The organism is Micromonospora sp. A202 (assembly GCF_006715105.1).
Lineage (GTDB): Bacteria > Actinomycetota > Actinomycetes > Mycobacteriales > Micromonosporaceae > Micromonospora > Micromonospora zamorensis.
The window spans coordinates 3,213,776-3,237,983 of the sequence record NZ_VFMP01000001.1 but is presented as its reverse complement, the minus strand read 5'-3'; the positions used below and the strand labels follow the sequence as shown (position 1 = coordinate 3,237,983).

The following is a 24,208-nucleotide window of genomic DNA, read 5'->3' as shown; positions in this document are numbered from 1 at the left end:
GTCGGGGCACACGGTAGGGAGCGGTTACCCCTGCCGGTACGACCGCCACCCGCACGAGAGGAGTCACCCATCATGACCACACCGTCCACCGACCGGCCGCTCGCCGTGGTGACCGGGGCGTCCAGCGGAATCGGGTACGAACTGGCGGTGCAGTTCGCCGAGCACGGTTTCGACCTCATCGTGGTCGCCGAAGACGACGGTATCTCCTCGGCGGCCGAGAAGCTGCGCCGCGACGGAGGCCCGGAGGTTCAGCCCGTCCGTGTCGACCTGGCCCGTGAGCAGGGCGTGGAGGAGTTGGCGTCCACGATCGCCGCCACCGGTCGCCCGGTGGACGCCCTGGCGCTCAACGCCGGCCGGGGCGCTGGCGGCGCCTTCGTCGGCGGCACCGACCTGCGCGACGAGTTGGAAATTGTCGACCTCAACGTCCGCTCGACGGTGCACCTGGCGAAGCGGTTGCTGCCCGGCATGGTCGAGCGGGGCACCGGCCGGGTGCTGTTCACCTCGTCGATCGCCTCGACCATGCCGGGGCCCTTCCAGGCGGTGTACAACGCCTCGAAGTCGTTCGTTCAGTCCTTCGCCGAGGCGCTGCGCAACGAGTTGAAGGACACCGGTGTCACGGTGACCTCGCTGATGCCCGGGCCGACCGACACCGAGTTCTTCGATCGGGCCGACATGGAGGACACCCGGGTCGGCTCGGGCTCCAAGGACGGCCCGGCGAAGGTCGCCGCGCAGGGCTTCGAGGCGCTGATGAAGGGCGATCAGACGGTCACCGCGGGTTCGCTGATGAACAAGGTGCAGACCGCTGCCGGCAAGATCATCCCGGACAAGCTCAAGTCCGAACAGCACCGCCGGATGGCCGAGCCGGGTTCGGGCGACTGACCCCCGACGCACGACGAAGGGCCCGGCATCGTGCCGGGCCCTTCGGTGTGAGCAGGCGCCTCAGGCGGTCACCGCGTCGATCGCCTTCTTGATCGCCTTCGGGTCACTGGGCGTACGAGGAGCGTCCGCCCGCAGCGCGATCATCTTCTCGCCGATCTCCTGCAACTGCTTACGACCCAGTGCCTCGCGGACCTTGGGGAACCACTCTTCTTCCTCCTCCTCGACGTGGTGCGTCACGTTCTCGATCAGCACCGTCGTCTTGGCGTTGAAGTGCTCGTGGTCCGCGTCCATGGCGGCCAGCTCGGCGCAGAGCACGTCGGCCACGTGGTGCTCCTCGTACGACTCGAGGATGTCGTCCTCCAGGTCGGGCAGCAGCCGGCGGACCTCCGGGTACATCACCTCGTTCTCGAGGTAGGTGTGCACGGTCAGGGCCTCGATGATCTGCCCGACCAGCTTCTGCCGCTTGCTCGCAGGCCCCTCCTCGGCATCCTGGAAGGCCTTGAACAGGCGGCGCATCTCCTTGTGGTCCTCTTTGAGCAGGACGATGGCATCGGTCGACACCGGTATGACCTCCCTGAAAAGTCTCGGCTGGTGGGGTTCCGGTACCCCCACGCCGAACGCGGAAAACAGGTGAAACCGCCTCAGACCATCGCCAGGGTGCGGGGGATCTCGTCGAGCAACTCCCGGGCCAGAAAGCCGATCCGGCCGTACCGGGGGATCAGCCGCTGACCGCTCACCGCGTGCGCGAACGAGCCCCAGCAGGCGGCCTGAGCCGGGTCGGCTCCCCGGGACAGCAGCCCCGCCAGCAACCCGGCGAGCACGTCCCCGCTGCCGGAGGTGCCCAGCCCGGCGTCGCCGCTCTCCTCCCGCCAGCCCCGCCCGTCGGGGGCGGCCACGTGCCCGTACAACGAGACGACCGCCTCGTAGCGGACGGCCAGCTCGGCCGCCTCGGCGTCCAGGTCGTCGCCCGGGTCCCGCCCGAGCAGGTGCCCGGCCTCGGTGACGTTGGGCGTGAGCACCACGGGCCGGCCCGAGCCGACCAGCAGGTCCGGTGCGTGGCTGAGGGCACCGAGCGCGTACGCGTCGAGCACCAGTGACGTCTGCGGCCGGGCCGCGTCCAGGACCAGGCTCAGCAGGCGGTTGGTCTCGTCGATCGCCTTCAGCCCGGGGCCGAGGGCCACCACGTCGGCCTGCGCGACCAGCTCGCCGAGCTGGCCGTCCCGGTCGGCGGCGACAGCGCCGTCGGCGGTCTCCGGCAAGCCGACCACCAGCGCCTCGGGCACCTCGATGCTCAGCGTGGCGGCGGTGGACTCGGCGGCGGCGAGCTGGAGCACCCCGGCCCCGGCGCGCAAAGCGGCCACCCCGGCGAGGAGCACCGCGCCGGGGGTGAAACGGGAGCCGCCGACGACCAGCACGGTGCCGCGGCTCTCCTTGCCCCCGGCCGGCACCGGCAGTGCCCAGTCCCGCAGCAGCCCTGGCGTGATCACCTTCACCTCAGACCGGCTCGGCATGGATCTCGTCCTCCCTGGTTGGCCGGGCGCCCTGCTGCCGCAGGTGCTCGACACGGTTGAAGGCGGTGATTGCCAGTCGGCCCTCGTCGGCCGACCACTCGGTGATCGAACAGTTGGCGATCACCTCCTGGCGGGTGAGCGCCATCAGCTCATCCTCGGTCAACCCCTCCACCAGATAGCGAAGCAGGAAGACCAGCGCGTCGTGGCCGAAGAGCAGCACCCGGCTACCCTCGTGGTCACGGCGCAGGTCGCCCAGCAGCGTCCGCAGCCGCAGCGCCACGTCCGTCCAGGACTCGCCGCCGGGCGGCCGGTAGTAGAACTTGCCCAACCGCTCCCGACGGTCGGCCTCGTCCGGGTGCCGCCGCCGCACCCCGTGCCCGGTCAGCCCGTCGAGGATGCCCAGCTCCCGGTCGCGCAGCCGCTCGTCGCGGTGGACGGGAATGTCGGTGCCGGCCAGCGCCAGTCGGGAGGTCTGCACGGCGCGCAGGTACGGCGACACCACCGCCACGTCCGGGCGCTTCGCGTCCGGCAGGTCGGCCAGCCAACGGCCGGTCGCCCGGGCCTGGTCCTCGCCGGTCGCGGAGAGCGGCACGTCGGCGTCGCGGTGGGTCAGATCGATCAGCTCCGCGCCCGACGCCTCGGCGTGCGTCGCCGCGACGTTCGCGGTGCTCTCGCCGTGTCGGACGATCCAGAGGGTTGCCAGTTCCGCCATGCGGCACCCCTACCCGGGCGCCACCGACGGTAACCGTGTCCGGTGATCCGCCATGCCGATGTCCGCTCGGTGGGCGTCCGGCGTGGGGGCAGGTCGTACCCTCGGTGGCGTGGCGACGGCGGCCGAGGAGATCCAGGTGGGGGAGCGGCTGGTCCGCGTCTCCAGCCCCGACAAGCCCTACTTCCCGGAGCGGGGGCTGACCAAGCTGGACGTGGTCCACTACTTCCTGGCGGTCGGTGACGGCATCCTGCGGGCCCTGCGGGACCGGCCGACGATGCTGGAGCGCTGGCCGCGTGGCGTCTTCGAGGGCGCGACGATCGCGACCCGGCAGACCAACCGGGGCGACGCGTTCTACCAGAAACGACTGCCGGCGGGCGCACCCGAGTGGGTACGCACCGCGCACATCACCTTCCCCAGTGGCCGTACCGCCGACGAGATCGCCCCGAGCGAGCTGGCCGTGGTGATCTGGGCGGCCAACCTGGGCACGTTGCGTTTCCACCCGTGGCCGGTCAGCGCCTCGGACGTGGAACGCCCCGACCAGCTGCGCATCGACCTCGACCCGATGCCCGGCGTCGGCTTCGAGCAGGTGGTGCCGGTGGCCCGCGAGGTCAACGAGTTCCTCGCCGAGCTGGGGATGACCGGCTACCCGAAGACCACCGGTGGGCGGGGCCTGCACGTCTACCTGTCGATCGAGCCGCGGTGGAGTTTCGGTGAGTGTCGCCGGGCGGTGCTCGCCCTGGGTCGGGAGATGCAACGCCGGTTGCCGGAGCTGGTCACCACCACCTGGTGGCGCGACCAACGCGACCGGCCGGTCTTCATCGACTACAACCAGATGGCCCGCGACCACACGGTGACGTCGGCGTACTCGATCCGGCCGACACCGCAGGCCCTGGTGTCGGCGCCGCTGGAGTGGGCGGAGCTGGACGACGCCCGCCCGGAGGACTTCGACGTGCTCAGCATGCCGGCCCGCTTCGCCGAGCGTGGCGACCCGCACGCCGGCCTGGACGGCGACCGGCACTCGCTGGAGCCGTTGCTGGAGCTGGCCGACCGGGACGGGCTGGAGGCCCCACCGGAGCGCTGAGCCCCGGCCGTCACGACCAGGGGCTGACGGCCCCGTCGAAGGCACGCGGCGCGGCCACTCCGGCGGGCAACACTGCGCCGGGGTCAAGGGGGAGCCGCCGACCACCAGCGCGGTGCGCCAGCCACAGTTGTCGGCTTGGGGGCAGCGCCACGACGGTTCGATGCGGAACAATGTGTCCGGGGCGACTGGTGGGGATGTGTCGATGTGACGATTGTGCGAGGTCTGCGGGAAGCGCTTCTGTTGTTCGTGATCGCCGGGGTGCTGGTCGCGGTCGCGGCAGCGATCTGGGTGGCGGTCGCCGGCGGCGAGTACACCACCCGGCTGGGCATCGCGTTGATAGTGGTGGGCGGGCTCCTCGGTGTGACGGGTGACCTGACGATGAGTCGGATCGGCATGCTGGGCCCGCGCGCCATCTTCGGCGCCGCATCGGAGCGCGAGACGGCCGGCGGCGGGCGGGTGCTCACCGGGGTCGGCATCTTCCTCTTCGTCGGGCTGCCACTGATCGTGGTCGGCGCGCTGCTGATCGCCTGACCGAGCGGCAACCTCGCCGTCGACGTGCTCAGCATGTCGGCTCGCTTAGCCGAGTGCAGCGACCCGCACGCCGGCCTGGACGGCGACCGGCACTCGCTGGAGCCGTTGCTGGAGCTGGCCGACCGGGACGGGCTGGAGGCCCCACCGGAGCGCTGAGCGCTCAGGCCCAGGGGCTGCCGGCCCCGTCGAACTCCTCGAACACCAACCAGGTGCGGGTGGACAACACCCCCGGGATGCTCTGCACCCGGCCCAGCACCACATCCCGCAGTGCGGCGTTGTCCGGCGCGCGGACCAGCGCGAGCACGTCGTGGTCGCCACCGAGCAGCGCGGCGTGCTCGATGTAGCGGACCCGGGCCAGCTCGGCCGACACCTCCCGCCAGGTGTTCTGCTCGATCGTCAACGCGACGTACGCCGAGGTGCCCAGCCCGGCCGCCTCGGGTGCCACCTGGGCCCGGAAGCCGGTGATCACCCCGTCGCGCAGCAGCCGCTCCACCCGCGCGTACGCGTTGGTGCGGGAAATGTGGATCCGCTCGGCGAGGGTGCGCACCGACGTCCGACCGTCCCGGACCAGCTCGTCGAGGATCCGTCGGTCCACCTCGTCCAGGGCTCGGGCCGATCGTCCCGATCCCGCCGCCCGGCCCGCGCCGTCTGCGGTCTCCTGGCTCACTGCTGGTCCCTCCCCATGCCAACCGTCCCGCCTTCTACGCGGATCTTGAGTCAATCATCCAACAGGCGGAAGCATAGGCTCACCACACGTCCCAGGAGGTTCCGCCGTGACGACCACTCCCCAGGCGGTCCGCAGGGCATCCCCGCGCACCCGTCGGGCGGCCACCCCGCCCGACCCGGCGCGCCCGCTGCTGCCGAACACCGAACCCGTCCGCCTGCTCGACCCGACCGGCACGCCGCTGCCGGCCCGCACCGACTATCCGGAGCCGCCCGTCGAGGTGCTGCGCGAGCTGTACCGCCGGATGGTGCTCGGCCGCCGCTTCGACACCCAGGCGACCGCCCTGACCAAGCAGGGCCGGCTGGCCGTCTACCCGTCCTCGCGGGGCCAGGAGGCGTGCCAGGTCGGCGCGGTTCTCGCGGTCCGCGACACCGACTGGGTCTTCCCCACCTACCGCGAGTCGATGGCGCTGGTTGCCCGGGGCATCGACCCGGTCGAGGTGCTCACCCTGCTGCGCGGCGACTGGCACTGCGGCTACGACCCGACCGAGGTGCACACCGCGCCGCAGTGCACCCCACTCGCCACCCAGTGCGTGCACGCCGCCGGCCTCGCGCACGGCGAGGCATACCAGGGGCGTGACACGGTGGCGCTGGCGTTCATCGGGGACGGCGCGACCAGCGAGGGTGACTTCCACGAGGGGATCAACTTCGCGGCCGTGTTCAAGGCGCCGGTGGTCTTCTTCGTGCAGAACAACCGGTACGCGATCAGCGTCCCGCTGTCCCGGCAGACCGCCGCGCCGTCGCTGGCCTACAAGGGCGTCGGCTACGGCGTACCCAGCGAGCAGGTCGACGGCAACGACCCGGTCGCCGTGCTCGCCGTCCTCACCCGCGCGGTCGCGCACGCCCGCGCCGGCAACGGGCCGTTCCTCGTCGAGGCGCACACCTACCGGATGGAGGCGCACACCAACGCCGACGACGCCAGCCGCTACCGCGACGGCGCCGAGGTCGACGCCTGGCGTGACCGGGACCCGGTCGCCCGCCTGGAGACCTACCTGCGCGCCCGCGGTGTGCTCGATGACGCGGCGGTCGCCGAGGTCGCCGAACAGGCCGAGGCGTACGCGGCGGACCTGCGGACCCGGATGAACGAGCAGCCCACCGTGGACCCGATGAGCCTCTTCGACCACGTCTACGCCGAACCCACCCCGCAGCTGATCGAACAGCGCGAGCAGGTCCGCGCCGAGCTGGCCGCCGCTCGCGACGAGGAGGGTGACGCCTGATGGCCACCACCATGGCGAAGGCGCTCAACACCGCGCTCGCCGACGCCCTCGCCGCCGACGACCGGGTCGTCGTCTTCGGTGAGGACGTCGGTCAACTCGGTGGCGTCTTCCGGATCACCGACGGCCTCCAGGACCGCTTCGGCGAGAAACGGTGCTTCGACACCCCGCTCGCCGAGGCCGGCATCGTCGGCTTCGCGGTGGGCCTGGCCATGTCCGGGCTGCGGCCGGTCGTCGAGATGCAGTTCGACGCGTTCGCGTACCCGGCGTTCGAGCAGATCGCCTCGCACGTGGCGAAGCTGCGCAACCGCACCCGGGGCAAGCTCAGCGTGCCCATCGTCATCCGGGTGCCGTACGCCGGCGGCATCGGCGGGGTCGAGCACCACTGCGACTCGTCCGAGGCGTACTACGCGCACACCCCCGGGCTGAAGGTGGTCACCCCGGCCACCGTCGAGGACGCGTACTCGCTGCTGCGCGAGGCGATCGACGACCCTGACCCGGTGGTCTTCATGGAGCCCAAGAAGCTCTACTTCGGCAGCGCAGAGGCGGCCCTGCCGACCCGGACCGAGCCGTTCGGGCGGGCCGTCGTGCGCCGGCCGGGACGCGACGCGACCCTGGTGGCGTACGGGCCGGCGGTGCCGGTCGCGCTGGAGGCCGCCGAGGCCGCCCGCGAGGAGGGCTGGGACCTGGAGGTCGTCGACGTCCGCACCATCGTGCCGTTCGACGACGAGACCATCGCCGCCTCGGTCCGACGGACCGGCCGGTGCGTGGTGATCCAGGAGGCGCAGGGCTTCGCGGGTGTCGGCGCGGAGATCGCGGCCCGGGTGCAGGAGCGGTGCTTCCACGCGCTGCACGCCCCGGTGCTGCGGGTCGCCGGGCTGGACATCCCGTACCCGGCGCCGATGCTGGAGCACACCCACCTGCCCGGCGTGGACCGGGTGCTCGACGCGGTGGCCCGGTTGCAGTGGGACGACCAGCCGGACCCGCGCTGGGCGGCGCAGGGCAGCGCGGCATGACCACCGTCGAGCGCACGCAGGTCTTCCTCCTGCCCGACCTGGGCGAGGGGCTGAGCGAGGCCGAGATCGTCGAGTGGCGGGTCGCCGTGGGCGACATCGTCACCGTCGACCAGAGCGTGGTCGAGGTGGAGACCGCCAAGGCGGTCGTGGACGTGCCCTGCCCGTACGCCGGCCGGGTCGTCACCCTGCACGGCGCGGCCGGTGAGGTACGCCCGGTCGGCCAGCCGCTGATCACCATCGCGCCCCTGGACGGCGGCGACGAGCCGGCCGGGCACGCCACCTACCGCGAGGAGGAGCGGGCCGGCTCCGGCAACGTGCTGATCGGCTACGGCACCGGGCACGGCGGTGCCACCCGGCGCCGGCGTCGACCCCGCCTGTCGCTGGCTCCCGAACCGGCCACTGCCGGTCCCGCTCGCGGGTCCGACGTGGCTGGCGACACCGGTCCGACCGCGGGCGGTCATCTCGCCGCAGCCGCGGCGACTGCCCTGGTCATCTCACCGATCGTGCGGCGGCTGGCCCGCGAGCAGGGCCTCGACCTCGCCACTGTGCGGGGCACCGGACCGGGCGGGGTGATCCGCCGCGCCGACGTGGAGGCGGCGCTGGCCGTGCCCGCAGCCCGGCTCGCCGCCGTGCCCGACCCGCACGTCGCGCTCGCCCCGGCCGGGGACGGCGACGTCATCATCCCGCTCACCGGCGTACGCAAGGTCATCGCCGACAAGCTCTCCCGCAGCCGGCGGGAGATCCCCGAGGTGACCATCTGGGTCGACGTGGACGCCACCGGCCTGCTGGAGACCCGCGCGGCGATCAACGCGGCGACTCCCGACGCGCCGGTGAGCATCCTGGCCCTGCTGGCCCGGATCTGCCTCAGCGGACTACGCCGGTTCCCGCAGCTCAACGCCCGGGTCGACACCGAGGCGCAGCGGATCGTCCAGTCCGCCGGCGTGCATCTCGGTATCGCCGCGCAGACCGACCGGGGTCTGCTGGTGCCGGTGCTGCGCGACGCCCAGCGGCTCACCACCGCCGAGTTGGCCGCCGAACTGGCGGCGACCACCGCCGCCGCGCGGGCCGGCAGCCTGCCGCCGGCCCGGCTGACCGGAGGCACGTTCACGCTGAACAACTACGGGGTGTTCGGCGTCGACGGCTCCACGCCGATCATCAACCACCCCGAGGCCGCACTGCTCGGAGTCGGGCGGATCGTGGACAAGCCATGGGTGGTCGACGGGCAACTCGCCGTGCGCAAGGTGACCCAGCTCAGCCTCACCTTCGACCACCGGGTCTGCGACGGCGGGGTGGCCGGTGGCTTCCTGCGCCACGTCGCCGACTGCGTGGAGCGCCCGGCGTTGCTGATCGCCGCCGTCTGACGGCGTACACCTCCCGGCCCCGGCGCCGCCCGTGCGGCGCCGGGGCCGGCCCATGTCCGGGGTTGCCCGGCGTGCGTCGTCGGGCCGGGGGTTTCCCGGCATGCGTCGTCGGGCCGGGGGTTGCCCGGCGTGCGTCACCGGGCCGGGGGTTTCCCGGCCGTGTCATCGGGAAGTCGGCCCCGCCGGAACGCACCGCACGCGTCGAAGGGAGCCACCTGTGGCCGTGGCGAACGAGCTGCTACTGAACTCGGTCCGGGTACGACGACCCGCCTCGGCGGGCGCGCCCCTCTACTGCGACGCGCTGGAATACGGGCTGACCGGTGACGGCGCGACCAATGACCAGCCGGCGCTGGCCGCCCTCGTGGAACGTCTCGGTGCCGGTTACGCCTCGGACGGGCGGGCCCGCGTCATCTACTGCCCGCCGGGCATCTACTCGATCCGGGACGCGGGGACGGTGTGGCGCAGCGGTGTCTCCCTGATCGGGGCCGGCCCGGCGGCGACCCGGTTCATGCTCAGCAACGAGGGCAACCGGGCCGATCCGACGCCGCTGGCCTTCTGGACCACTGTGCAGCACGGCGCCGACCGGGACCGGCACATCGCCGACTGCACCTTCTCCGACTTCCAGATCGACGGCTCCGGGGTCGCGATGGCCGAGTACAGCTACCTGGCCAAGGGCCTCGGTATCCAGTACATGGTGCGGGGCGTGTTCCGCAACCTCTACATCCACCACACCGCGGCCACCGGGTTGGGCTGCGACTTCCTCCAGGACTCCCTGATCGACGGCGTGGTTGTGGTCGGCTGTGGTCGCCTCGACAACGGCGAGCAGATCGGCGGCGCCGGCATCGGGATCGGCATCGGCGGGTGGGGCCCGGTGGAGCGGCTGACCATCGCCAACTGCACCGCCCTGGCCAACGGCACCAACGGGATCTTCCTGGAGCTGCAGAAGGACTACTGGGAGCCGCCACGCGGCTACCGCATCATCGGCTGCCACAGTCAGGGCAACCGGTTCGGCATCTCCGACTGGGGCGCCGACGGTCTGATCGTCTCGGCCTGCACGATGACCGGCAACCTGGAGACCGGCTTCGACGTGTCGTCGCAGGGCACCTCGTCGGTGGCCGGCCGGGGCGGGCTGCTCACCGACTGCGTCATCGACGGCAACCTGCGCGACGGGGTCAGCATCGGCAACACCCCCGGCCCGTACACCGTCCGCGGCAACCGAATCAGCGGCAACGGCCAGCACGGCTATCACACGCGCAACCTCAGGCGCGGCTACCAGGGCGCGATCCGGGACGTGGTGATCGAGAGCAACGAGATCTGGGGCAACGGGTTGGACGCGGTCCGCGTCGACCACCAGATGACCGACGCGGTGGTGCTCAACAACCGGATCCGCAACAACGGGCGACAGTACGCCGAAGGCACCGGCGGGACGGGTGATGCCGTGCGCTACGGCGAGCGGTCCGTGGTGGACCGGTCGGCCAACTGGCCGCACGACGGGCACCGGGGCAAGATGCTGCGGGTCGGACGGTCCGTCGCCATGGTCGCCGGCAACACCGGCGACGAACTCACCCTCGCCCCGGTCCGCCCGGACGCGTTCAGCGCGTGGAGCGGGGACATCCCGCCACCGGGATGTGGATACGAACTGGCTGCCGCGCCGAAGCGGCGGGCCGGCATCACCATCGACGCGCCGTTCGACTCGGCCACCATCCGCGGCAACCGGATCTGGGACAACCACGACCACCAGACCCAGACGCACGGGCTGTGGATCACCGATCGGGGCAGTTGCGTGGGCAGCCGGGTCGAGGACAACGACCTCGCCGGCAACGCCGACGAGGGGATGCAGCTCGACACCCCGCCGGTGGGCGGACGCTGGCGGGACAACCACGTCGACAGCGACTGGACCTGAGCGACCACCCGGCGACGGCGGTCAGCCGGGCAACGGCCCTGGACCGGCGGTCGGTGGTGGAACGAGGAGCGGCGGCGACCGGATCACTCCGGTCGCCGCCGCTGTCATCGTGAGGTGATCAGCCGGCCAGACCCGCCACCGGGTCCGGGTCCAGCACGACAGTGGCCGAGGCCGACTGCGGCGGCACACCCGGCTCGGTCGGCGCGTCGGTGTACTCGGCGACGAACACCGCGGTCAGGTTGTCCGCACCACTGTGCCCACCGTCCACGAAGGTGGGAATCGTCCCGGAGCACCCGGTCGCCGTGGAGAGCGGGTGCCCGTGCTCGTCGTGCCCGAGCACGTACGTGACCTTCACCCGGGAGCAGTCCACCGGCAGGTCATCGGTGACCTTCACCTCGTACGCGACGGTCTGCCCGAACTGGAACGGCTGCCCGGCCACCGGGGTGACGAACTCGATGATCGGCGCGGTCGGCCCGACCACCAGCGGCAGGGTCGCCGAGGCGGAGCGTCCGGTGCGGTCGGTCACCTTCACCGTCGGGGTGTACGAGCCGTTCTCCTGGAACGTCCACGTCGGGTTGGGGTCGGTGCTGTCCACCGAGCCGTCCGCGTTGAAGTCCCACGCGTAGCTGAGCCTGTCACCGTCCGGGTCGGTGGTGCCGGCGCTGGAGAACGCGACGGTCAGCGGGGCCTGCCCGACCGTCGGGGTGCCACTGATCTTCGGGATCGGCGTCCGGTTGCCTCGGACGAAGTCGATCCGGGACAGCTGGGCGTCCGGGTTCTCGGCGAAGTAGCCGTCGCCGTACTCCAGCACGTAGAGCGCGCCGTCCGGGCCGAACTCCATGTCCATCGGGTTGTCCACGACCAGCGATGGCACCACCGGCCGGATGTCGGTGACGTCACCGTCGTCGTCGAGGCGGAACTCCTTGATGTAGTCGCGGGTCCACTCGTAGAACAGCGGCACCCCGTCGTAGTAGGCCGGCCAGCGGGTACGCGACGTGCTGGTCCCGTCGTAGTCGTACGCCGGGCCACCCATCGGGCCGATGCCGCCGGAACCCAGCTGCGGGAACTCCCCGGAGGCGGCGGAGGGATACCAGACCTCCGGCTGCTCCACCGGCGGCAGGATCCGCTTGCCGGTGTTGTGGGGTGAGTCGTTGACCGGCCGCTTGCAGTTGAACTTGGCGCCGGACTGACCGGTGGCGAAGTCGTAGTCGCGGTAGGCGATCGTCGGCGTGACGCAGTACGGCCAGCCGTAGTTCGCCGGCTTGTCGATCCGCATCCAGCGGCCGTGCCCGGCCGGCCCGCGCTCCGGGTTCGGGTTGGAGGCGTCGGGGGAGTAGTCGCCCAGGTACACGTCGTTGGTACGCCGGTCGACGGCGAACCGGAACGCGTTGCGCAGCCCCATCGCGTAGATCTCCGGGCGGGTCTTCGCCGTGCCCGGCTTGAACAGGTTGCCGGCCGGCACCGTGTAACCACCACCGGCCTTCACCTTGATACGCAGCAGCTTGCCGCGCAGGTCGTTGGTGTTGGCCGAGGTGCGCTGGGCGTCGTACGCCGGGTTGCGGTCGGCCCGCTCGTCGATCGGGATGTAGCCGTCGGAGGCGAACGGGTTGGTGTCGTCACCGGTCGACAGGTACAGGTTGCCCAGGCTGTCGAAGTCGATCTGGCCGCCGACGTGGCAGCAGATGCCCCGGTCGGTGGGCACGTCGATGATCTGCTGCTCGCTGGCGAGGTTCAGCTTCATTCCGTCCAGCTTGAACCGGGACAGCCGCAGCGCGCCCTTGAACCGCTGCCAGTCCGCTTCCGTGCCGACCTCCGGCGCGTCCCCCTCGTTGACGTCGGGCGTCGCCGGGTCGTCGACCGGCGTGTTCATCGGCGGCGAGTAGTAGAGGTAGACCCACTTGTTCTGGGCGAAGTTCGGGTCGATGGCGACCCCCTGCAGCCCCTCCTCGTCGTGCTCGTACACGGGGATGTCGGCGGCGAGGGTGTTCAGCCCGGTGCGCGGGTCGTGGATGCGGACCTCGCCGGTGCGGGAGGTGTGCAGCACCCGCAGGTCGGGCAGGACGGCGAGGCTCATCGGCTCGCCCGGGAAGTCGTTCAGTGTCACTTTCTGGAAGCTGCTGTCCGGCGGTGCGGCCGGTGCGGCGGCCGCGGCTGACGGTGGTACGACCAGGCCGGCCGTCACCAGCAGCAGGGCGGACGCGAATGCGGTCCTGTTCATCAAATGGTCCCCCGAGGTGCTTTCAGTACCGGAGTGAAGCGAGATAGTCGAAGCCGACCCGGGCGGTGTCCAGGGCGTCGGCGGGGGAGCGTGGCGGGGTGCCTGCGTCGTCGCGCTCCACGATGTACTCCTCGATGCCGGCCTCGCGCTCGTGGGCGAAGATCCGACCGAAGTCGATGAGGCCGTCGCCGAGGTCGGCGAAACCGCCCTCGACGTCGAGGTCCTTGACGTGCACCTGACGGATCCGGCCGCGGTTGGCCCGGATCACGTCGACCGGGTCGTGCGCGCCCCGCCAGGTCCAGTAGAGGTCGAGCTCGAAGTGGACCAGTCGGGGATCGGTCTGCCCGGTGAGGATGTCGAACCCGGTCGAGCCGTCGGTCAACGGCACGAACTCCAGTTGGTGGTTGTGGTAGCCGAAGTCGAGCCCGGCACGTTCGGCCATCCGGCCCGCCTTGTTCAGGTCGCGCGCCAGGGCCCGGTAGACGTTGGGGTCCCGGATCGCCTGGCCGCTCGCGTCCCGACCGAAGTACGGGTGGACGATCTTCTTGCACCCCACGACGTTCGCGTCGGCGAGGGCTTGTTCCCAGGTGGCGGCGTCGAACGGCTGCGGGATGCCGGTGTGCCCGGAGGTGGCGCGCAGCCCGGCCTCGTCGAGCGCCGCCCGGAACTGCGCGGCGGTGCGTCCGACGAAACCGGCGTGCTCCACCCGCCGGTAGCCGATCCGGCGCAGCGCGTCCAGGGTGCCGGGCAGGTCGGCGGCGAGTTGATCGCGCAGCGTGTAGAGCTGGATGCTGATCCGGTCCACCGGAACCCGGCGCCGCCCGTGGGACTGCGCGGCGGGCGCGGCGGCGGCCGGAGCGGCGAACATACCGGCAGCGCCGACGGCAGCGGCGGAAACGGTCGCGGCGCGCAGAACCGCACGGCGGCTGACCGGCTCGGACACCGCTGTCGGCTCCGGTTGGTTGATCTGTTGATCCATGGTGGTGGTCCCTTCCTGACGGCTGGCATGCCGTCTACGGCAGTCGACCTGGCTGCCGTCGCCCGGACGCGCCGAACCGGCCGGAGGCTGGCTCCGGCTGGACGGGTGAGGGACGGCGCTCGGGTGCGGCCCGGACCCCTCGGGGGCGGAACGCGGCGACCCGGCAGGGTGGCGGCGAGCTGATCGACGAATGGGCAACCCTCTATCTGGATCGTGACCCTACCCTTGCCTCCGGACGAAGGCAAAGCTTCGTCGTGATCGGCAGAAGTTTCGCTCCAACTGACAAAAGTCCGCCCCTGAGGTGCGCCGCCTGCCGCGAGCTCCTAGTTCCGCGCCGGGCCGCGCCGCGCGGGCCCGGGGTCCGTGATCCACTCGCGTTCCTGGAAGTCGCGGTGTCCAAGACGTCCCGATACCCCGACTTCCATGAAACCGAGTCGATCATGACGGGTGCGACCCTCGCACGCCTCGTTCGCGCCGTTCCGCCCAGGCGGGCCCAGGCGGGCCCAGCGGGCCCAGGCGGGTCCAGGCGGGACCGGACCGGGCCGGGTCGGGCGAGACGCCCTGATCCGGACAGCCGGTGTGGGGATCGCTCAAGCAGAGCAAAGAGCGTGACACGGGTCGCTTGAACGCCTCATCCGCCAAGCGGAACATTGGCGGAAAATGCGTCGATAAATGCGCCGCCGATTATTTGCGAATGCCGTGGACGCCTCTGTCGAAGAAGCGAGAATGTGACAGAGGGAAGTCAAAAACGGGGGGACTGAACATGACGTCTAGGCGGCGATTGACGATGTTGGCGGTAACCATCGCAGCCGCACCACTCGTCCTGGGTGGGTGCACCGCCAACCGGGAGTCGGCGACCGGTTCGGCCAAGGGGCACGCCGCCCCGCCGGAGCTCGCCGTGACACCGGGGGACAAGACCCGCGACGTGCCGGTCAGCGCCGAGGTGGGCACCGTGGTCAAGGGCGGCAGGGTCACTGGCGTACGCCTCACCGACGACAAGGGCAAGCAGGTCAACGCCGAGCCGCGCGAGGATGGCTCGGGCTGGGTGCCGAGCGCGCCGCTGCAACCGCGACGGACCTACACCGCCGAGGTGACCGCCACCGGCGACTCCGGTGCCACCACCACTCGCACCACCACGTTCACCACGATGGCGAAATCCACCAAACCGGAGATCACCAGCACTCTCTATTTCGTCGGCAATCGGACGTACGGCACGGCCATGCCGGTAACCGTCGCCTTCGACCCGGGAATTCCGAAAGAGGCCAGAGCGGATGTCCAGCGGCGGTTGTTCGTGAAGACGAATCCCCCGCAGCCGGGCACCTGGTCGTGGCTCGAGGACGGGAGTCAGGTCTATTACCGGGCACCCGATTTCTGGAAGCCGGGGACCACGATCAGCGTCCGGGCCGGCCTGGAGGGTCTGCCGATCGGGAAGGACCGGGTCGGCGACTCCGAACGGACCGCGACCTCCAAGATCGGACGCCAGGTCTCACTTGAGATCGACAACGCCACCAAGCAGATGACGGTGATGCGCGACGGCAAGCAGGTCCGCCGGATCCCGGTCAGCCTGGGTAAGCCGAGCACCCCGAGCTCCAGCGGCAAGATGGTGATCATGGAGAAGCATGATCGGACCACCTTCGACACCCGGGGGGAGCCCAACGGCGGGTACGTGGTCGACGTCGACGACGCCCAGCGCTACACCTGGGGTGGCGAGTTCATCCACTCCGCCCCGTGGTCGGAGGGGGACCAGGGCAACACCAACGTCTCGCACGGCTGCGCCAACGTGTCCGCCACCGCGGCGGACTGGTTGATGGGGGTGACCCAGGTCGGTGACCTGGTCACCGTCAAGGGCACCGAGGTGGAGTTGCAGCCCGGCAACGGCTGGACCGCGTGGAACGTGAGCTGGGACGAGTTCGTCCGGGGTAGCGCCCTGCCGGTGCCGCCCGGGCTCAAGCCCGCGCCGGTCGCCCCGGCGCACCCGGGAGCGGTGGCCGGTGGGTCGCCCGCTCCGGCACCCTCGGTCAGCGGCCGCTGAGTCACCGCCGCCAGCCTTCGGGGCCGGCCCGCCACCGTGGCGGACCGGCCCCGTCGTCGCCTTGACGTCGTCGAGGCAAGGGCCGCACCGACAAGGGGCGTGGGAGCGATCACCCCAGGGGTACGCGGGCCACCCCGGTCCCGATCAGGCTGCCCAGCCACAGGTGGTCGCCGTGCTGGCGTACCCCGGTGATCATCCGGTAGTGCCCGTTCGGACCGTGCAGCGTCTGGCGGACCCCGCCGTCGCCGTCGACCAGCGCGACCAGCCCGTAGCGGCGTGGCTGTGGCTGCATCGCGTCGGGCAGCAGCGCGGCGATCTGGCGCAGTCGCGGATGCGGCAGCAACCGTTCGGCGATCGGCACCCGTGGGCTGGGCAGCGCGATCCAGTACGTCCCGTCGCCCACCGCGGCGAGATTGTCCGGGTACGCGGGCAGGTCGGCCAGGACCCGCACACCGCCGCCCAACTCCACGCGCAGCAGACGGTGGGTGCTGGTCTCCACCAGCATCAGGGCCGACTCGTCCGGGGTCAGCGCGATCCCGTTGGGGAAGTACAACCCGTCGGCCACCACCTCGGTGCGACCGCTGCCCGGGTGGTGGGCCAGCACCCGGCCGTTGGGGCGGTGCTCCAGCAGGTCCCGTTTCCAGTGCGACACCGGGAACCGGTCGGAGCTGTCGGTGAAGTAGATGGTGCCGTCGCGGCCCACCGTCGCGTTGTTGGCCAGGTGCACCGGAGCTGTCGTCCCGGTCAGCTCCTGTACCGCGCCGTCGGGCGTGACCCGCAGCAACCCCCGGTACGCGTCGCAGACGACCAGGGCCTCGCCGGACGGGTCCAGCTCGATGCCGAGCGGTCGGCCACCGGTCTCGGCCAGCAGCCGGGGTCGGGTGCCGGCCGGCGCGTCGACCGGCCACCACCAGAGCCGACCCTCCTCGTCGCCGCTGATCACCCGTCCGGCCTGGTCGATGAGCACGTCCTCCGGCCCGATGGCGCCGTCGGGGAGGGGCAGCACCTCGGCCTGGTCGAGCCGGCGGTCGGTGGGAGCCCACGCCCCGGTCAGTGCCGGAGGGACGGTTGCCGGCTCGCGGACGGGACGGATCAGCCGGGGCGGTCGGGGCCGGGGGATCAGCATCCGCCTATTCTCCACCGCCGCTGTCGGCCGTCCCGGATCACCGCTCGCGCGGCGTGCCGACGGTCGGGCCCCGGGCTCCACCCTGAGGGGGAGGGGCAGCACCTCGGGGTATGACCCTGGGCGTACCCGGAATCACTCCGCGGGAGGGCGAAACTGTCGGGGGTGGCGGCTAGATTTCAGGGCATGGAAGAGCACAGCGACCGGCTCGACGTGCAGGTCAGCGTGGGTGACCGGATGGTCCTCATGCGGGTGGGCGGCGAGGTCGACATCGCCACGGTCGCCGCGTTCCGTTCCGCGCTGTGGTCCGCGCCGCCTCGTCCGGTGCTCCAGTTGGACCTGTCCGAGCTGCGGCTGCTCTCCGCCGCCGGCATCCGCACCCTGCTCGCCGCGCATCTGCGCGTGCGGGCTCGCGGCGGCGAGCTGGTCCTGGTCGACCCGAGCCCGGTGGTGGCGCGGGTGCTGCGCGCGACCGGTCTGCACCGCGTGATGTCGATCCTGGAGCCGGCCCGGGTGGTCGAGGCGGCGCGCCGCCCGCTTCCCGCGACCGCGCACCTGCAGCTGGTCGCCTGACCCGAGGCGCGACGCGAGGGCCGCCGGCGTGAGCCGGCGACCCCCGGACAATCGGTCAGCGCACGCCGAGCAGGTCGACGATGAAGATCAGCGTCTCGCCCGGCGCGATGACGCCGGCGGCGCCCCGGTCGCCGTACCCGAGGTGCGGCGGGATGGTCAGGCGGCGGCGACCGCCGACACGCATGCCCACGACGCCCTGGTCCCAACCGGCGATGACCTGACCGCCGCCGAGCGGGAACTCGAACGCCTCACCCCGGTTCCAGGACGAGTCGAACTCGCCGCCGGTGGAGTGCGACACCCCGACGTAGTGCACGCTGACCAGCTGGCCTGCCTCGGCCTGCGGGCCGTCGCCCACGGTGATGTCCTCGATCACGAGGTCGGCCGGCGGTGCACCCTCGATCGGACCCACCTCGGGCTTGCCCGATCGGGCGCCTGCTGCCTGGTTCATGCGGGGATCTCCTGCCGTGTTGGGTGATGTGTCCGGTCACCGTCGATCCTGCCGGATCGCCGCTCACCGATGTGCGGCGGACCCGCCACCTGCTCGTTCGCCCGCCGCGCCGCGCCGCCGGTGGCAGGGCCGACGGCCACGACCAACCCCTCGACGGTACGACCTCTGGCCGCGGGACTTCGCCCGACCGCCGACGTCGGGCCGCCCGTTCGCCTAGGCTCGGGAGCGGCCGGCCGGCGGGGTGCGGGCGGTGCACCGTGGTCGATGCGGAGGGCGTCGGTGGCTGAGGCGACGGTCACGGTCCCGCTCTGGGCCTGGGCGGCGGTCAGCGCGGTGATCGCCGTGATGCTCGCCGTGGACGTGCTCCTGCACCGGGACAACCACGTCATCGAGCTGCGCGAGGCGATCCTGTGGAGCGCCGTCTGGATCGGTGCGGGCCTGCTGTTCGGGTTGGTCGTGTGGTGGGGCCTCGGCGGTGACCCGGCCATCGCCTACTTCTCCGGTTACCTGTTGGAGAAGGCCCTCTCCGTGGACAACGTCTTCGTCTTCGCCCTGCTCTTCGGCTACTTCCAGGTGCCGCCCGGCTTCCAGCACAAGGTGCTGTTCTGGGGCGTCGTGGGGGCGCTTCTCTTCCGTCTGCTGTTCATCTTCGCCGGTGCCGAGCTGCTGGACCGGCTCGCCTGGGCCGGGTTCGTGCTGGGCGCCTTCCTGATCTGGACCGGTTGGCGGCTGGCCGTACGCGGAAAGCCGGACGTCGACCCGGACCGCAACGTCGTGGTCCGATTGTTCCGTCGGCTGGTGCCCACCGACGCCCGCTACCACGGCGACCGGTTCACCGCCCGGGTCGCAGGCCGGCGGGTGGCGACGCTGCTGCTGGTGGCCCTCGTCGCGATCGAGGCCACCGACGTGGTGTTCGCCATCGACTCGGTGGCGGCGATCCTCGCCATCACCACCAACACGTTCCTGGTCTGGACGGCCACCGCGTTCGCCGTCCTGGGTCTGCGCAGCCTCTACTTCTGCCTCGCCGGTCTGCTGCGACACTTCGGCTACCTGCGGTACGGGCTCGCGCTGCTGCTGGCCTTCGCGGGGCTGAAGCTCATCCTCGCCGAGACGCCGGTGGGCAAACTGCCGGTCTGGTTGACCCTCGCGGTGGTGGTGCTGACCCTGGCGGTCTCCATCGGCACCAGCATCCCGGCCGCGCGACGTCCCGGAAACGGCCGCTGAGGCGCCAGGCCGCCGGAGCCGGCGGTTGAGCCGCCGGCCGCGTCGGGTCAGCCGACCACGACCGGGCGGGTCAGCTGCCCGGCCAGCAGGGCGGGCGCCTCGGCCAGCGAGGGGCCGTACCAGGTGAGGTGCCGACCGGAGAGCAGGGCGCACGGTACGCCGGGGAACGCCTCGGGCCCGTCGTCGGCCGTGAACCGGTACGGCTCGTCGGGCAGCACCACCAGCTCGGGCTCCCGCTCGCGCAGCTCGGCAAGCGTGGGACGGGGATAACGTTCGGGATGCTCGTCGTAGGTGTTGACCACGCCGAGCCGACGCAGCACGTCACCGGCGAACGTGTCGCCGCCGAGCACCACCCACGGCCGACGCCACACCGGCACCACCGCCCGGCGGGGCGGGGCCAGCCGGGGCGGCTCGGCCCACGCCCGCCGGGCGTCGCGCAGCCAGGCCGGCTCCGTCGGCGCCCCCAGCTCGGCGAGCAGCTCGCCCAGCTCGCTCAGCGCGCCCGCGACCGTACGCGGATAGGTGACCCGCACCGGCACGCCGGCCGCCCGCAGCGCTTCCGCGTCGTCGCGGCGGTTCTCCTCCACGTTCAGCAACACCAGATCCGGCCGCAGGGCGCGCACCCGGTCCAGGTCCGGGTACTTGCTGCCGCCGACCCGGGCGACGTCGAGCTCGGCCGGGTGGCTGCACCAGTCCGTTGCCCCGACCAGAACTCCCGGCACTGTCACCGCCACCGCCTCGGTCAGTGACGGCACCAACGACACCACCCGCACCCGCGCACCTCCGTCCGCCACCGGTCCCGGCACCGATCATGCCCGTCGTGGCAACCCCGGTCCGGGCCGGCGGGGCTCGATGCGGGCGGTCACGTCGAGGTGCGCGGGTGTGCAGCCGGCGGTCGTCGCGAACCGGCGGACCGCGGCGTCGACGTGCTCGCGTACGGCGTCGGCCCGGGCGTCGGCCGCCAGATCCACCCGGATCCACACGTCGGGACGTCCCGGTGTGCCGGTGAGCACCACCCGGGCGCGGCGCACACCGGGGTCGCCGGTCAGGTCGCGCTCCAGTGCGTCGACGAGCACGTCGGTAGCCAGGCGGGTGCGTCCCGGGTGGCGCCCGGGGTGGCTCAGCATGCCGTGCAGTGCCTGGCGGGGCCGACGTAGCTCACGGCCCAACAGGCGCTGCCCGGTGAGGGCGGTCAGCGCTCCGGCGACCGCCGCGGCCACTGTGCTCCACGGCGCGGCCACTCGCCACGCGTCCAGCAACCCCGCCCCGAGCAGCGGCGCACCCGGGTCGCTGCCGGGCAGCGCGCCGAGGCTGGCCCCCAGCGCTGTCGCTCCGAGCGCTACCAGCAGCAGCGCGATGACGGTCCACAGCAGCCGGTGTGCGGCGTCCGTCATGCCGGCCGCCGGCGGGGCAGCAGCCGGATCTCGATTCGGCCGACACGATGCGAGGTGAGCTGCCGCAGCTCCTGACTCACCGCGAACTCGACCTCCGAACGGGCCGCCGGGTCGCCGGTGGCTCGCACCCGGGGGCGCCACTGGTCACCGTCCCGCCGGATGCGCACCCGCGCCTGTCGTACACCCGGCACTGTCGCGGCCGCCTCGGTCAACCGGCGTTCCAGGCACCGCCGCCGCAGGTGCCAGCCGTCCCGCTCGTCGATCCGCAGCCGGGCCGGTGTCCAGCGGCGCAGCTGGGCGGCCAGGATCACCAGGCCCAGCAGTACGGTCCCGCCGGCCACGGCGCGAACCTCCGGGTCGTGCCAACGGGTGCTGGTCAGCGCGTCGTACCAGCCGGTGCGCGCGAGCAGCGACGCCGGGCGTCCCAGCGTGACCAGCAGCGCCTGTACGGCCAGCAGCACGCCACCGGCGAGCAGGGCGACGGCCAGCAGCACCGTGGCGGCCCGGTTGATCGTCGGCATGTCGGCCTCCGGCCGCCGGACGGGCCGCCCTGCCCCAGCGCTGTCCACCCCGGGGACGCGCAGGTCGTCCACAGTGATGGTCACCGCGGCCACGCCGACGCCGGTGTCGGCGGCCACCCGCTCGGAGACCGCCACCCGGACCGCCTCGGCCACGACGGGCACGCTGTGCCCGTACGAGGTGACCAGGTGCAGGTCGAGTCCCACGGCCCCGCCGGCTAGACGCACGGCGGTGGGGTGGGCGCCGTTCACGCCGGACACCCGGCGGGCCGCTTCGGCCGCGATCCGGGCGATGTCCGCCGCCGTGACGGTGCTCGGCTCACGGCGGTCCGGCCCGGTGCGACGTCGACCTCTCGGAGCGTCGGCAGGCGTGGTGGGGCTGCTGGTCCGGATGACGCGTGTGGCCCCTGTGGTGCCGACGGTCGGGCGGATGGCGACGGGCCGCGAAGGAAGCCGGTGGTGTCGGCCCGCGCGATCAGCGCGAGGGCGTCGGCGAATGGTTGGGTCACCGGCCAGTCGGGGCCGGCGGGCGCGACGCGGGTCATCCTGCTGGTGGCCAGCGGCCAGACCGCTACCGGCGGGGGTGCCGAGCTGTTGTCGCGACATGCTGACCTCCCGGCCGGTCCGCTACCGGCGCCCCGGCTGAATACACCCGCCGCGCACCCGTGGAACACGACTTCGACGTGACCTGCGTCACACCTTCACCTTGAGTGCTGGCACCGGCTGTTGGTTCTTGACACGCTTCTACAACGTTGTAATCCACGCTTCGACCCCCAGGAGCCCTCGATGCGCGTCTCCCCGGCCCAACCAGCGGCGTCGCCCGCCCACCCCACGTCCGTCGCCCCGGACGAGGTGCCGGTCGAGGCGCTCGGCGACCTTTACCGCGACGGCATCACGGCCTGCCGGGGCGCCTTTGACGTGGCGTGGGTGGACCAGGTCGGCGAGGATGTCGCCACCGCGTTCGACGAGGCGCGCTCCCGGCCCGACGGTGCCGTCGGACGAGGCCCGCAGCGCTGGTACGTGGAGATCCATCCGGAGCAGCTGCGGGGCTTCGTCGAACTGGTCACCCAGCCCTGGGTGGTGTCGGTCTGCCAGGCGATCCTGGGCCGGAGTACGAGATCGTCGAGCTCGGCTTCGACATCCCCTTCCCCGGCGCCGCCATGCAACCGTGGCACCGGGACTTCCCGATGCCGGAGGAGACCCGCAGGCAGCGGCGGCTCACCTCGTTGGCGTTCAACCTGACCACCGTCGACACGGTGGAGGAGATGGGGCCGTTCGAGATCGCCCCGGGCACCCAGTGGGACCACGGCGCCGACTTCGACCACGAGATGTTCCCGCCGCGGGAGCGCTACCCGCGCTACCAGCAGCGGGGGGTGCGCAAGTACCCGCAGCGCGGGGACATCTCGGCCCGCTCGGCGCTGACCATCCACCGCGGCACCCCGAACGTCTCCCGGTCGGCCCGCCCCGTGCTGGTGCTCGGCGTCGACGCCCCGGGAGCGGGAAACGCCGCCCACCACGACATGGCCGTCACCCACGGCTTCTGGGAGAGCCTGCCGCCGTTGGTCCGGGAGCACCTGCCCTGCCCGGTCGTGGACCGGCTGGAGCCCATCCGGCAGAAGCACACCATCGAGGGCCTGGTGATGGGCGCCGCCGAATAACGGGCGGCCGGGTACGCCGGACCGGCCGCACCGCCGAGGTGTAGGTCATGATCGACCACCTAGACTCGGCCCGGCTCGACCGACCGGCGGATGGATCAGGCAGATGACGAGCATCGGCAGCGACGACCGCGGGTGGCTGCGGGCGGTGCCCGGCGAGGATGGGCGCGACCCGCTGCTCACCCGCGACGGCCACCGGGTCTACCCGGCGCGCCGGCTCAGTGACCTGGTCCAGGGCCGCCCGCCCGGTGTCACCGGCAGCCAGTGGAGTTCGGCCAGCCGTGCCAGTTTCGACTTCGTGGTCTGTGCGGCCGACACCGGTCGGGCGATCGTCGCCGTGGAGATCGGTCCCGTCCCGCCCGCCGGCTCTGCCGAGCAGCGCGTCGAGCGGCTGAAGGATGCGGTGAGCGCTGCCGTCGGCCTGCCGGTGCTGCGGATCGGGTCGCCGACGTTGCGGGCGGCCGAGCATGGCCGCCGCCTGGTGGAGTACATGATCGACGCGCGCGCCTACGCCGCGGGAGGCGCCGGCGTGACCGCCGCCGGGGACGACCCGGCCCCGGTGGGTTTCCGGGACATCCTCGGTCGACTGCCCGACGGCCGTACCGGACCGGTCAACGACCTCGGCGCGCTGACCCGGGCGGCGGCGGTCGAGGCGTACGTGGCCGGGCGGGTGGCCGACCCGATCGTGCGAGGGCTGCACGTGCTCTGGGTGGACGGGCCGGCGCAGGGGTGGAGTTGGGTGCAGGTCCGCCCAGACGCGTGCCTCGTCGAGCGGGTCACGGTGACCGAGCACCGCTTCTCCTGCGGCATCGACGCGGCCCGGTTGGCCGAGGACCTCGCCACGGTCGCCGTCGGGGAACGGCTGCGGGAGAACGTCGCCTCGGACCTGGTGCCGCGCGCCGAGTTGACCGCGCAGATCGTCGCGCTGAGCGGGCGCCGCCACGAACTCGTGGGCGGGTTCGCCTTCGACCACCTCTGCGCCGACTGATCGGCACCCGTTCCACCTGCTGATTTTCCGCTCCGCGCCGGCTCGATGCCGGGTCGTGGCAATTTCCTGTGCGCCGGTTGAACCTTCCCCGTCGCCCACCCGTACTCCTGCGCGAATGAACAGGA

The 24,208-nt window shown here is 72.2% G+C and carries 24 protein-coding genes; 13 read left to right on the top strand and 11 right to left on the bottom strand.

Annotated features, from left to right (window positions below):
• Window positions 1-72 precede the first annotated feature (72 nt).
• Window positions 73-879, top strand: a complete 807-nt coding sequence (locus FBZ33_RS15135; RefSeq protein ID WP_141909533.1) for an SDR family oxidoreductase — start codon at window positions 73-75, stop codon at window positions 877-879.
• Between the two features lie 60 nt (window positions 880-939).
• Here the strand turns inward: FBZ33_RS15135 and FBZ33_RS15130 are convergent, their stop codons facing one another.
• The 3 genes from FBZ33_RS15130 to FBZ33_RS15120 all read right to left on the bottom strand — a co-directional run bounded on the left by FBZ33_RS15130 (window position 940) and on the right by FBZ33_RS15120 (window position 3,102).
• Complete coding sequence (locus FBZ33_RS15130) at window positions 940-1,440, bottom strand: hemerythrin domain-containing protein (RefSeq protein ID WP_099853849.1); 501 nt, start codon at window positions 1,438-1,440, stop codon at window positions 940-942.
• Window positions 1,441-1,520: 80 nt separating this feature from the next.
• Window positions 1,521-2,390: an NAD(P)H-hydrate dehydratase gene (locus FBZ33_RS15125; protein WP_088948327.1), complete on the bottom strand. Its 870-nt coding sequence runs from the start codon at window positions 2,388-2,390 to the stop codon at window positions 1,521-1,523.
• Window positions 2,374-3,102: a histidine phosphatase family protein gene (locus FBZ33_RS15120; RefSeq protein WP_141909532.1), complete on the bottom strand. Its 729-nt coding sequence runs from the start codon at window positions 3,100-3,102 to the stop codon at window positions 2,374-2,376. Before FBZ33_RS15120 ends, FBZ33_RS15125 begins: the two co-directional genes overlap by 17 nt.
• A gap of 58 nt (window positions 3,103-3,160) precedes the next feature.
• On the opposite strand from FBZ33_RS15120, the gene FBZ33_RS15115 reads away from it, so the two are divergent.
• From FBZ33_RS15115 to FBZ33_RS15105, 3 genes are all read left to right on the top strand, one after another.
• Window positions 3,161-4,183: a DNA polymerase domain-containing protein gene (locus FBZ33_RS15115; RefSeq protein ID WP_141912691.1), complete on the top strand. Its 1,023-nt coding sequence runs from the start codon at window positions 3,161-3,163 to the stop codon at window positions 4,181-4,183.
• 204 nt (window positions 4,184-4,387) lie between these two features.
• Window positions 4,388-4,714: a hypothetical protein gene (locus tag FBZ33_RS15110; RefSeq protein WP_141909531.1), complete on the top strand. Its 327-nt coding sequence runs from the start codon at window positions 4,388-4,390 to the stop codon at window positions 4,712-4,714.
• Window positions 4,715-4,747: 33 nt separating this feature from the next.
• A complete protein-coding gene (locus FBZ33_RS15105; RefSeq protein WP_370453011.1) occupies window positions 4,748-4,870 on the top strand; it encodes a hypothetical protein in 123 nt (40 codons plus the stop codon).
• A 4-nt stretch (window positions 4,871-4,874) separates the two neighbouring features.
• On the opposite strand, the gene FBZ33_RS15100 is transcribed toward FBZ33_RS15105, so the two are convergent.
• Window positions 4,875-5,381 carry an Lrp/AsnC family transcriptional regulator gene (locus tag FBZ33_RS15100; RefSeq protein WP_088948324.1) on the bottom strand — a complete coding sequence of 169 codons (507 nt, stop codon included), beginning with the start codon at window positions 5,379-5,381 and terminating at the stop codon, window positions 4,875-4,877.
• Window positions 5,382-5,487: 106 nt separating this feature from the next.
• On the opposite strand from FBZ33_RS15100, the gene pdhA reads away from it, so the two are divergent.
• The 4 genes from pdhA to FBZ33_RS15080 all read left to right on the top strand — a co-directional run bounded on the left by pdhA (window position 5,488) and on the right by FBZ33_RS15080 (window position 10,931).
• A complete protein-coding gene (pdhA, locus tag FBZ33_RS15095) occupies window positions 5,488-6,654 on the top strand; it encodes a pyruvate dehydrogenase (acetyl-transferring) E1 component subunit alpha (RefSeq protein WP_088948323.1) in 1,167 nt (388 codons plus the stop codon).
• Entirely contained in the window at window positions 6,651-7,667 is a 1,017-nt protein-coding gene (locus FBZ33_RS15090) for an alpha-ketoacid dehydrogenase subunit beta (RefSeq protein ID WP_185755494.1), read from the top strand. The genes pdhA and FBZ33_RS15090 overlap by 4 nt, the downstream gene beginning before the upstream one ends.
• The gene (locus FBZ33_RS15085; protein WP_141909529.1) at window positions 7,664-9,028 is read left to right on the top strand and encodes a dihydrolipoamide acetyltransferase family protein; all 1,365 of its coding nucleotides are present in this window, start codon (window positions 7,664-7,666) and stop codon (window positions 9,026-9,028) included. The genes FBZ33_RS15090 and FBZ33_RS15085 overlap by 4 nt, the downstream gene beginning before the upstream one ends.
• 223 nt (window positions 9,029-9,251) lie before the next feature.
• Complete coding sequence (locus FBZ33_RS15080; protein WP_231927402.1) at window positions 9,252-10,931, top strand: right-handed parallel beta-helix repeat-containing protein; 1,680 nt, start codon at window positions 9,252-9,254, stop codon at window positions 10,929-10,931.
• A gap of 118 nt (window positions 10,932-11,049) precedes the next feature.
• On the opposite strand, the gene FBZ33_RS15075 is transcribed toward FBZ33_RS15080, so the two are convergent.
• Both FBZ33_RS15075 and FBZ33_RS15070 read right to left on the bottom strand, forming a co-directional pair.
• Window positions 11,050-13,149, bottom strand: a complete 2,100-nt coding sequence (locus tag FBZ33_RS15075; RefSeq protein ID WP_141909527.1) for a PQQ-dependent sugar dehydrogenase — start codon at window positions 13,147-13,149, stop codon at window positions 11,050-11,052.
• A 22-nt stretch (window positions 13,150-13,171) separates the two neighbouring features.
• Complete coding sequence (locus tag FBZ33_RS15070) at window positions 13,172-14,128, bottom strand: sugar phosphate isomerase/epimerase (protein WP_088948319.1); 957 nt, start codon at window positions 14,126-14,128, stop codon at window positions 13,172-13,174.
• A 763-nt stretch (window positions 14,129-14,891) separates the two neighbouring features.
• Between FBZ33_RS15070 and FBZ33_RS15065 the strand changes: the two genes are divergently transcribed.
• A complete protein-coding gene (locus FBZ33_RS15065) occupies window positions 14,892-16,160 on the top strand; it encodes an Ig-like domain-containing protein (protein ID WP_141909526.1) in 1,269 nt (422 codons plus the stop codon).
• 109 nt (window positions 16,161-16,269) lie between these two features.
• On the opposite strand, the gene FBZ33_RS15060 is transcribed toward FBZ33_RS15065, so the two are convergent.
• Complete coding sequence (locus FBZ33_RS15060) at window positions 16,270-17,286, bottom strand: SMP-30/gluconolactonase/LRE family protein (protein ID WP_141909525.1); 1,017 nt, start codon at window positions 17,284-17,286, stop codon at window positions 16,270-16,272.
• Window positions 17,287-17,469: 183 nt separating this feature from the next.
• Here FBZ33_RS15060 and FBZ33_RS15055 point away from each other — a divergent pair, with 183 nt between their 5' ends.
• Window positions 17,470-17,856 carry an STAS domain-containing protein gene (locus tag FBZ33_RS15055; protein WP_141909524.1) on the top strand — a complete coding sequence of 129 codons (387 nt, stop codon included), beginning with the start codon at window positions 17,470-17,472 and terminating at the stop codon, window positions 17,854-17,856.
• 55 nt (window positions 17,857-17,911) lie between these two features.
• Here the strand turns inward: FBZ33_RS15055 and FBZ33_RS15050 are convergent, their stop codons facing one another.
• Window positions 17,912-18,304 carry an FKBP-type peptidyl-prolyl cis-trans isomerase gene (locus FBZ33_RS15050; protein ID WP_141909523.1) on the bottom strand — a complete coding sequence of 131 codons (393 nt, stop codon included), beginning with the start codon at window positions 18,302-18,304 and terminating at the stop codon, window positions 17,912-17,914.
• A gap of 264 nt (window positions 18,305-18,568) precedes the next feature.
• Between FBZ33_RS15050 and FBZ33_RS15045 the strand changes: the two genes are divergently transcribed.
• The gene (locus FBZ33_RS15045) at window positions 18,569-19,528 is read left to right on the top strand and encodes a TerC/Alx family metal homeostasis membrane protein (RefSeq protein WP_141909522.1); all 960 of its coding nucleotides are present in this window, start codon (window positions 18,569-18,571) and stop codon (window positions 19,526-19,528) included.
• Window positions 19,529-19,575: 47 nt separating this feature from the next.
• Here the strand turns inward: FBZ33_RS15045 and FBZ33_RS15040 are convergent, their stop codons facing one another.
• From FBZ33_RS15040 to FBZ33_RS32775, 3 genes are read right to left on the bottom strand one after another with little or no spacing between them, the layout of a single operon-like run.
• A complete protein-coding gene (locus FBZ33_RS15040) occupies window positions 19,576-20,301 on the bottom strand; it encodes a helical backbone metal receptor (RefSeq protein ID WP_141912689.1) in 726 nt (241 codons plus the stop codon).
• Window positions 20,302-20,337: 36 nt separating this feature from the next.
• Window positions 20,338-20,922 carry a hypothetical protein gene (locus FBZ33_RS15035; RefSeq protein ID WP_141909521.1) on the bottom strand — a complete coding sequence of 195 codons (585 nt, stop codon included), beginning with the start codon at window positions 20,920-20,922 and terminating at the stop codon, window positions 20,338-20,340.
• The gene (locus tag FBZ33_RS32775; protein WP_141909520.1) at window positions 20,919-22,046 is read right to left on the bottom strand and encodes an Asp23/Gls24 family envelope stress response protein; all 1,128 of its coding nucleotides are present in this window, start codon (window positions 22,044-22,046) and stop codon (window positions 20,919-20,921) included. Before FBZ33_RS32775 ends, FBZ33_RS15035 begins: the two co-directional genes overlap by 4 nt.
• A gap of 581 nt (window positions 22,047-22,627) precedes the next feature.
• Here FBZ33_RS32775 and FBZ33_RS33375 point away from each other — a divergent pair.
• Window positions 22,628-23,098, top strand: coding sequence for a hypothetical protein (locus FBZ33_RS33375; protein ID WP_255508876.1), 471 nt, complete (start codon window positions 22,628-22,630; stop codon window positions 23,096-23,098).
• A 103-nt stretch (window positions 23,099-23,201) separates the two neighbouring features.
• Window positions 23,202-24,083: a DUF2726 domain-containing protein gene (locus FBZ33_RS15020; RefSeq protein ID WP_141909519.1), complete on the top strand. Its 882-nt coding sequence runs from the start codon at window positions 23,202-23,204 to the stop codon at window positions 24,081-24,083.
• The last annotated feature ends 125 nt before the right edge of the window (window positions 24,084-24,208 follow it).

Bases quoted from the DNA above. Each gene is read 5' to 3' on its own strand.
- FBZ33_RS15135 (WP_141909533.1), top strand. From the start codon at position 73: ATGACCACACCGTCCACCGACCGGCCGCTCGCCGTGGTGACCGGGGCG.
- FBZ33_RS15125 (WP_088948327.1), bottom strand. From the start codon at position 2,390: ATGCCGAGCCGGTCTGAGGTGAAGGTGATCACGCCAGGGCTGCTGCGG.
- FBZ33_RS15120 (WP_141909532.1), bottom strand. From the start codon at position 3,102: ATGGCGGAACTGGCAACCCTCTGGATCGTCCGACACGGCGAGAGCACC.
- FBZ33_RS15115 (WP_141912691.1), top strand. From the start codon at position 3,161: ATGTCCGCTCGGTGGGCGTCCGGCGTGGGGGCAGGTCGTACCCTCGGT.
- FBZ33_RS15105 (WP_370453011.1), top strand. From the start codon at position 4,748: ATGTCGGCTCGCTTAGCCGAGTGCAGCGACCCGCACGCCGGCCTGGAC.
- FBZ33_RS15085 (WP_141909529.1), top strand. From the start codon at position 7,664: ATGACCACCGTCGAGCGCACGCAGGTCTTCCTCCTGCCCGACCTGGGC.
- FBZ33_RS15075 (WP_141909527.1), bottom strand. From the start codon at position 13,149: ATGAACAGGACCGCATTCGCGTCCGCCCTGCTGCTGGTGACGGCCGGC.
- FBZ33_RS15070 (WP_088948319.1), bottom strand. From the start codon at position 14,128: ATGGATCAACAGATCAACCAACCGGAGCCGACAGCGGTGTCCGAGCCG.
- FBZ33_RS15065 (WP_141909526.1), top strand. From the start codon at position 14,892: ATGACGTCTAGGCGGCGATTGACGATGTTGGCGGTAACCATCGCAGCC.
- FBZ33_RS15060 (WP_141909525.1), bottom strand. From the start codon at position 17,286: ATGCTGATCCCCCGGCCCCGACCGCCCCGGCTGATCCGTCCCGTCCGC.
- FBZ33_RS15055 (WP_141909524.1), top strand. From the start codon at position 17,470: ATGGAAGAGCACAGCGACCGGCTCGACGTGCAGGTCAGCGTGGGTGAC.
- FBZ33_RS15050 (WP_141909523.1), bottom strand. From the start codon at position 18,304: ATGAACCAGGCAGCAGGCGCCCGATCGGGCAAGCCCGAGGTGGGTCCG.
- FBZ33_RS15045 (WP_141909522.1), top strand. From the start codon at position 18,569: ATGCGGAGGGCGTCGGTGGCTGAGGCGACGGTCACGGTCCCGCTCTGG.
- FBZ33_RS15035 (WP_141909521.1), bottom strand. From the start codon at position 20,922: ATGACGGACGCCGCACACCGGCTGCTGTGGACCGTCATCGCGCTGCTG.
- FBZ33_RS32775 (WP_141909520.1), bottom strand. From the start codon at position 22,046: ATGTCGCGACAACAGCTCGGCACCCCCGCCGGTAGCGGTCTGGCCGCT.
- FBZ33_RS33375 (WP_255508876.1), top strand. From the start codon at position 22,628: ATGCCGGAGGAGACCCGCAGGCAGCGGCGGCTCACCTCGTTGGCGTTC.
- FBZ33_RS15020 (WP_141909519.1), top strand. From the start codon at position 23,202: ATGACGAGCATCGGCAGCGACGACCGCGGGTGGCTGCGGGCGGTGCCC.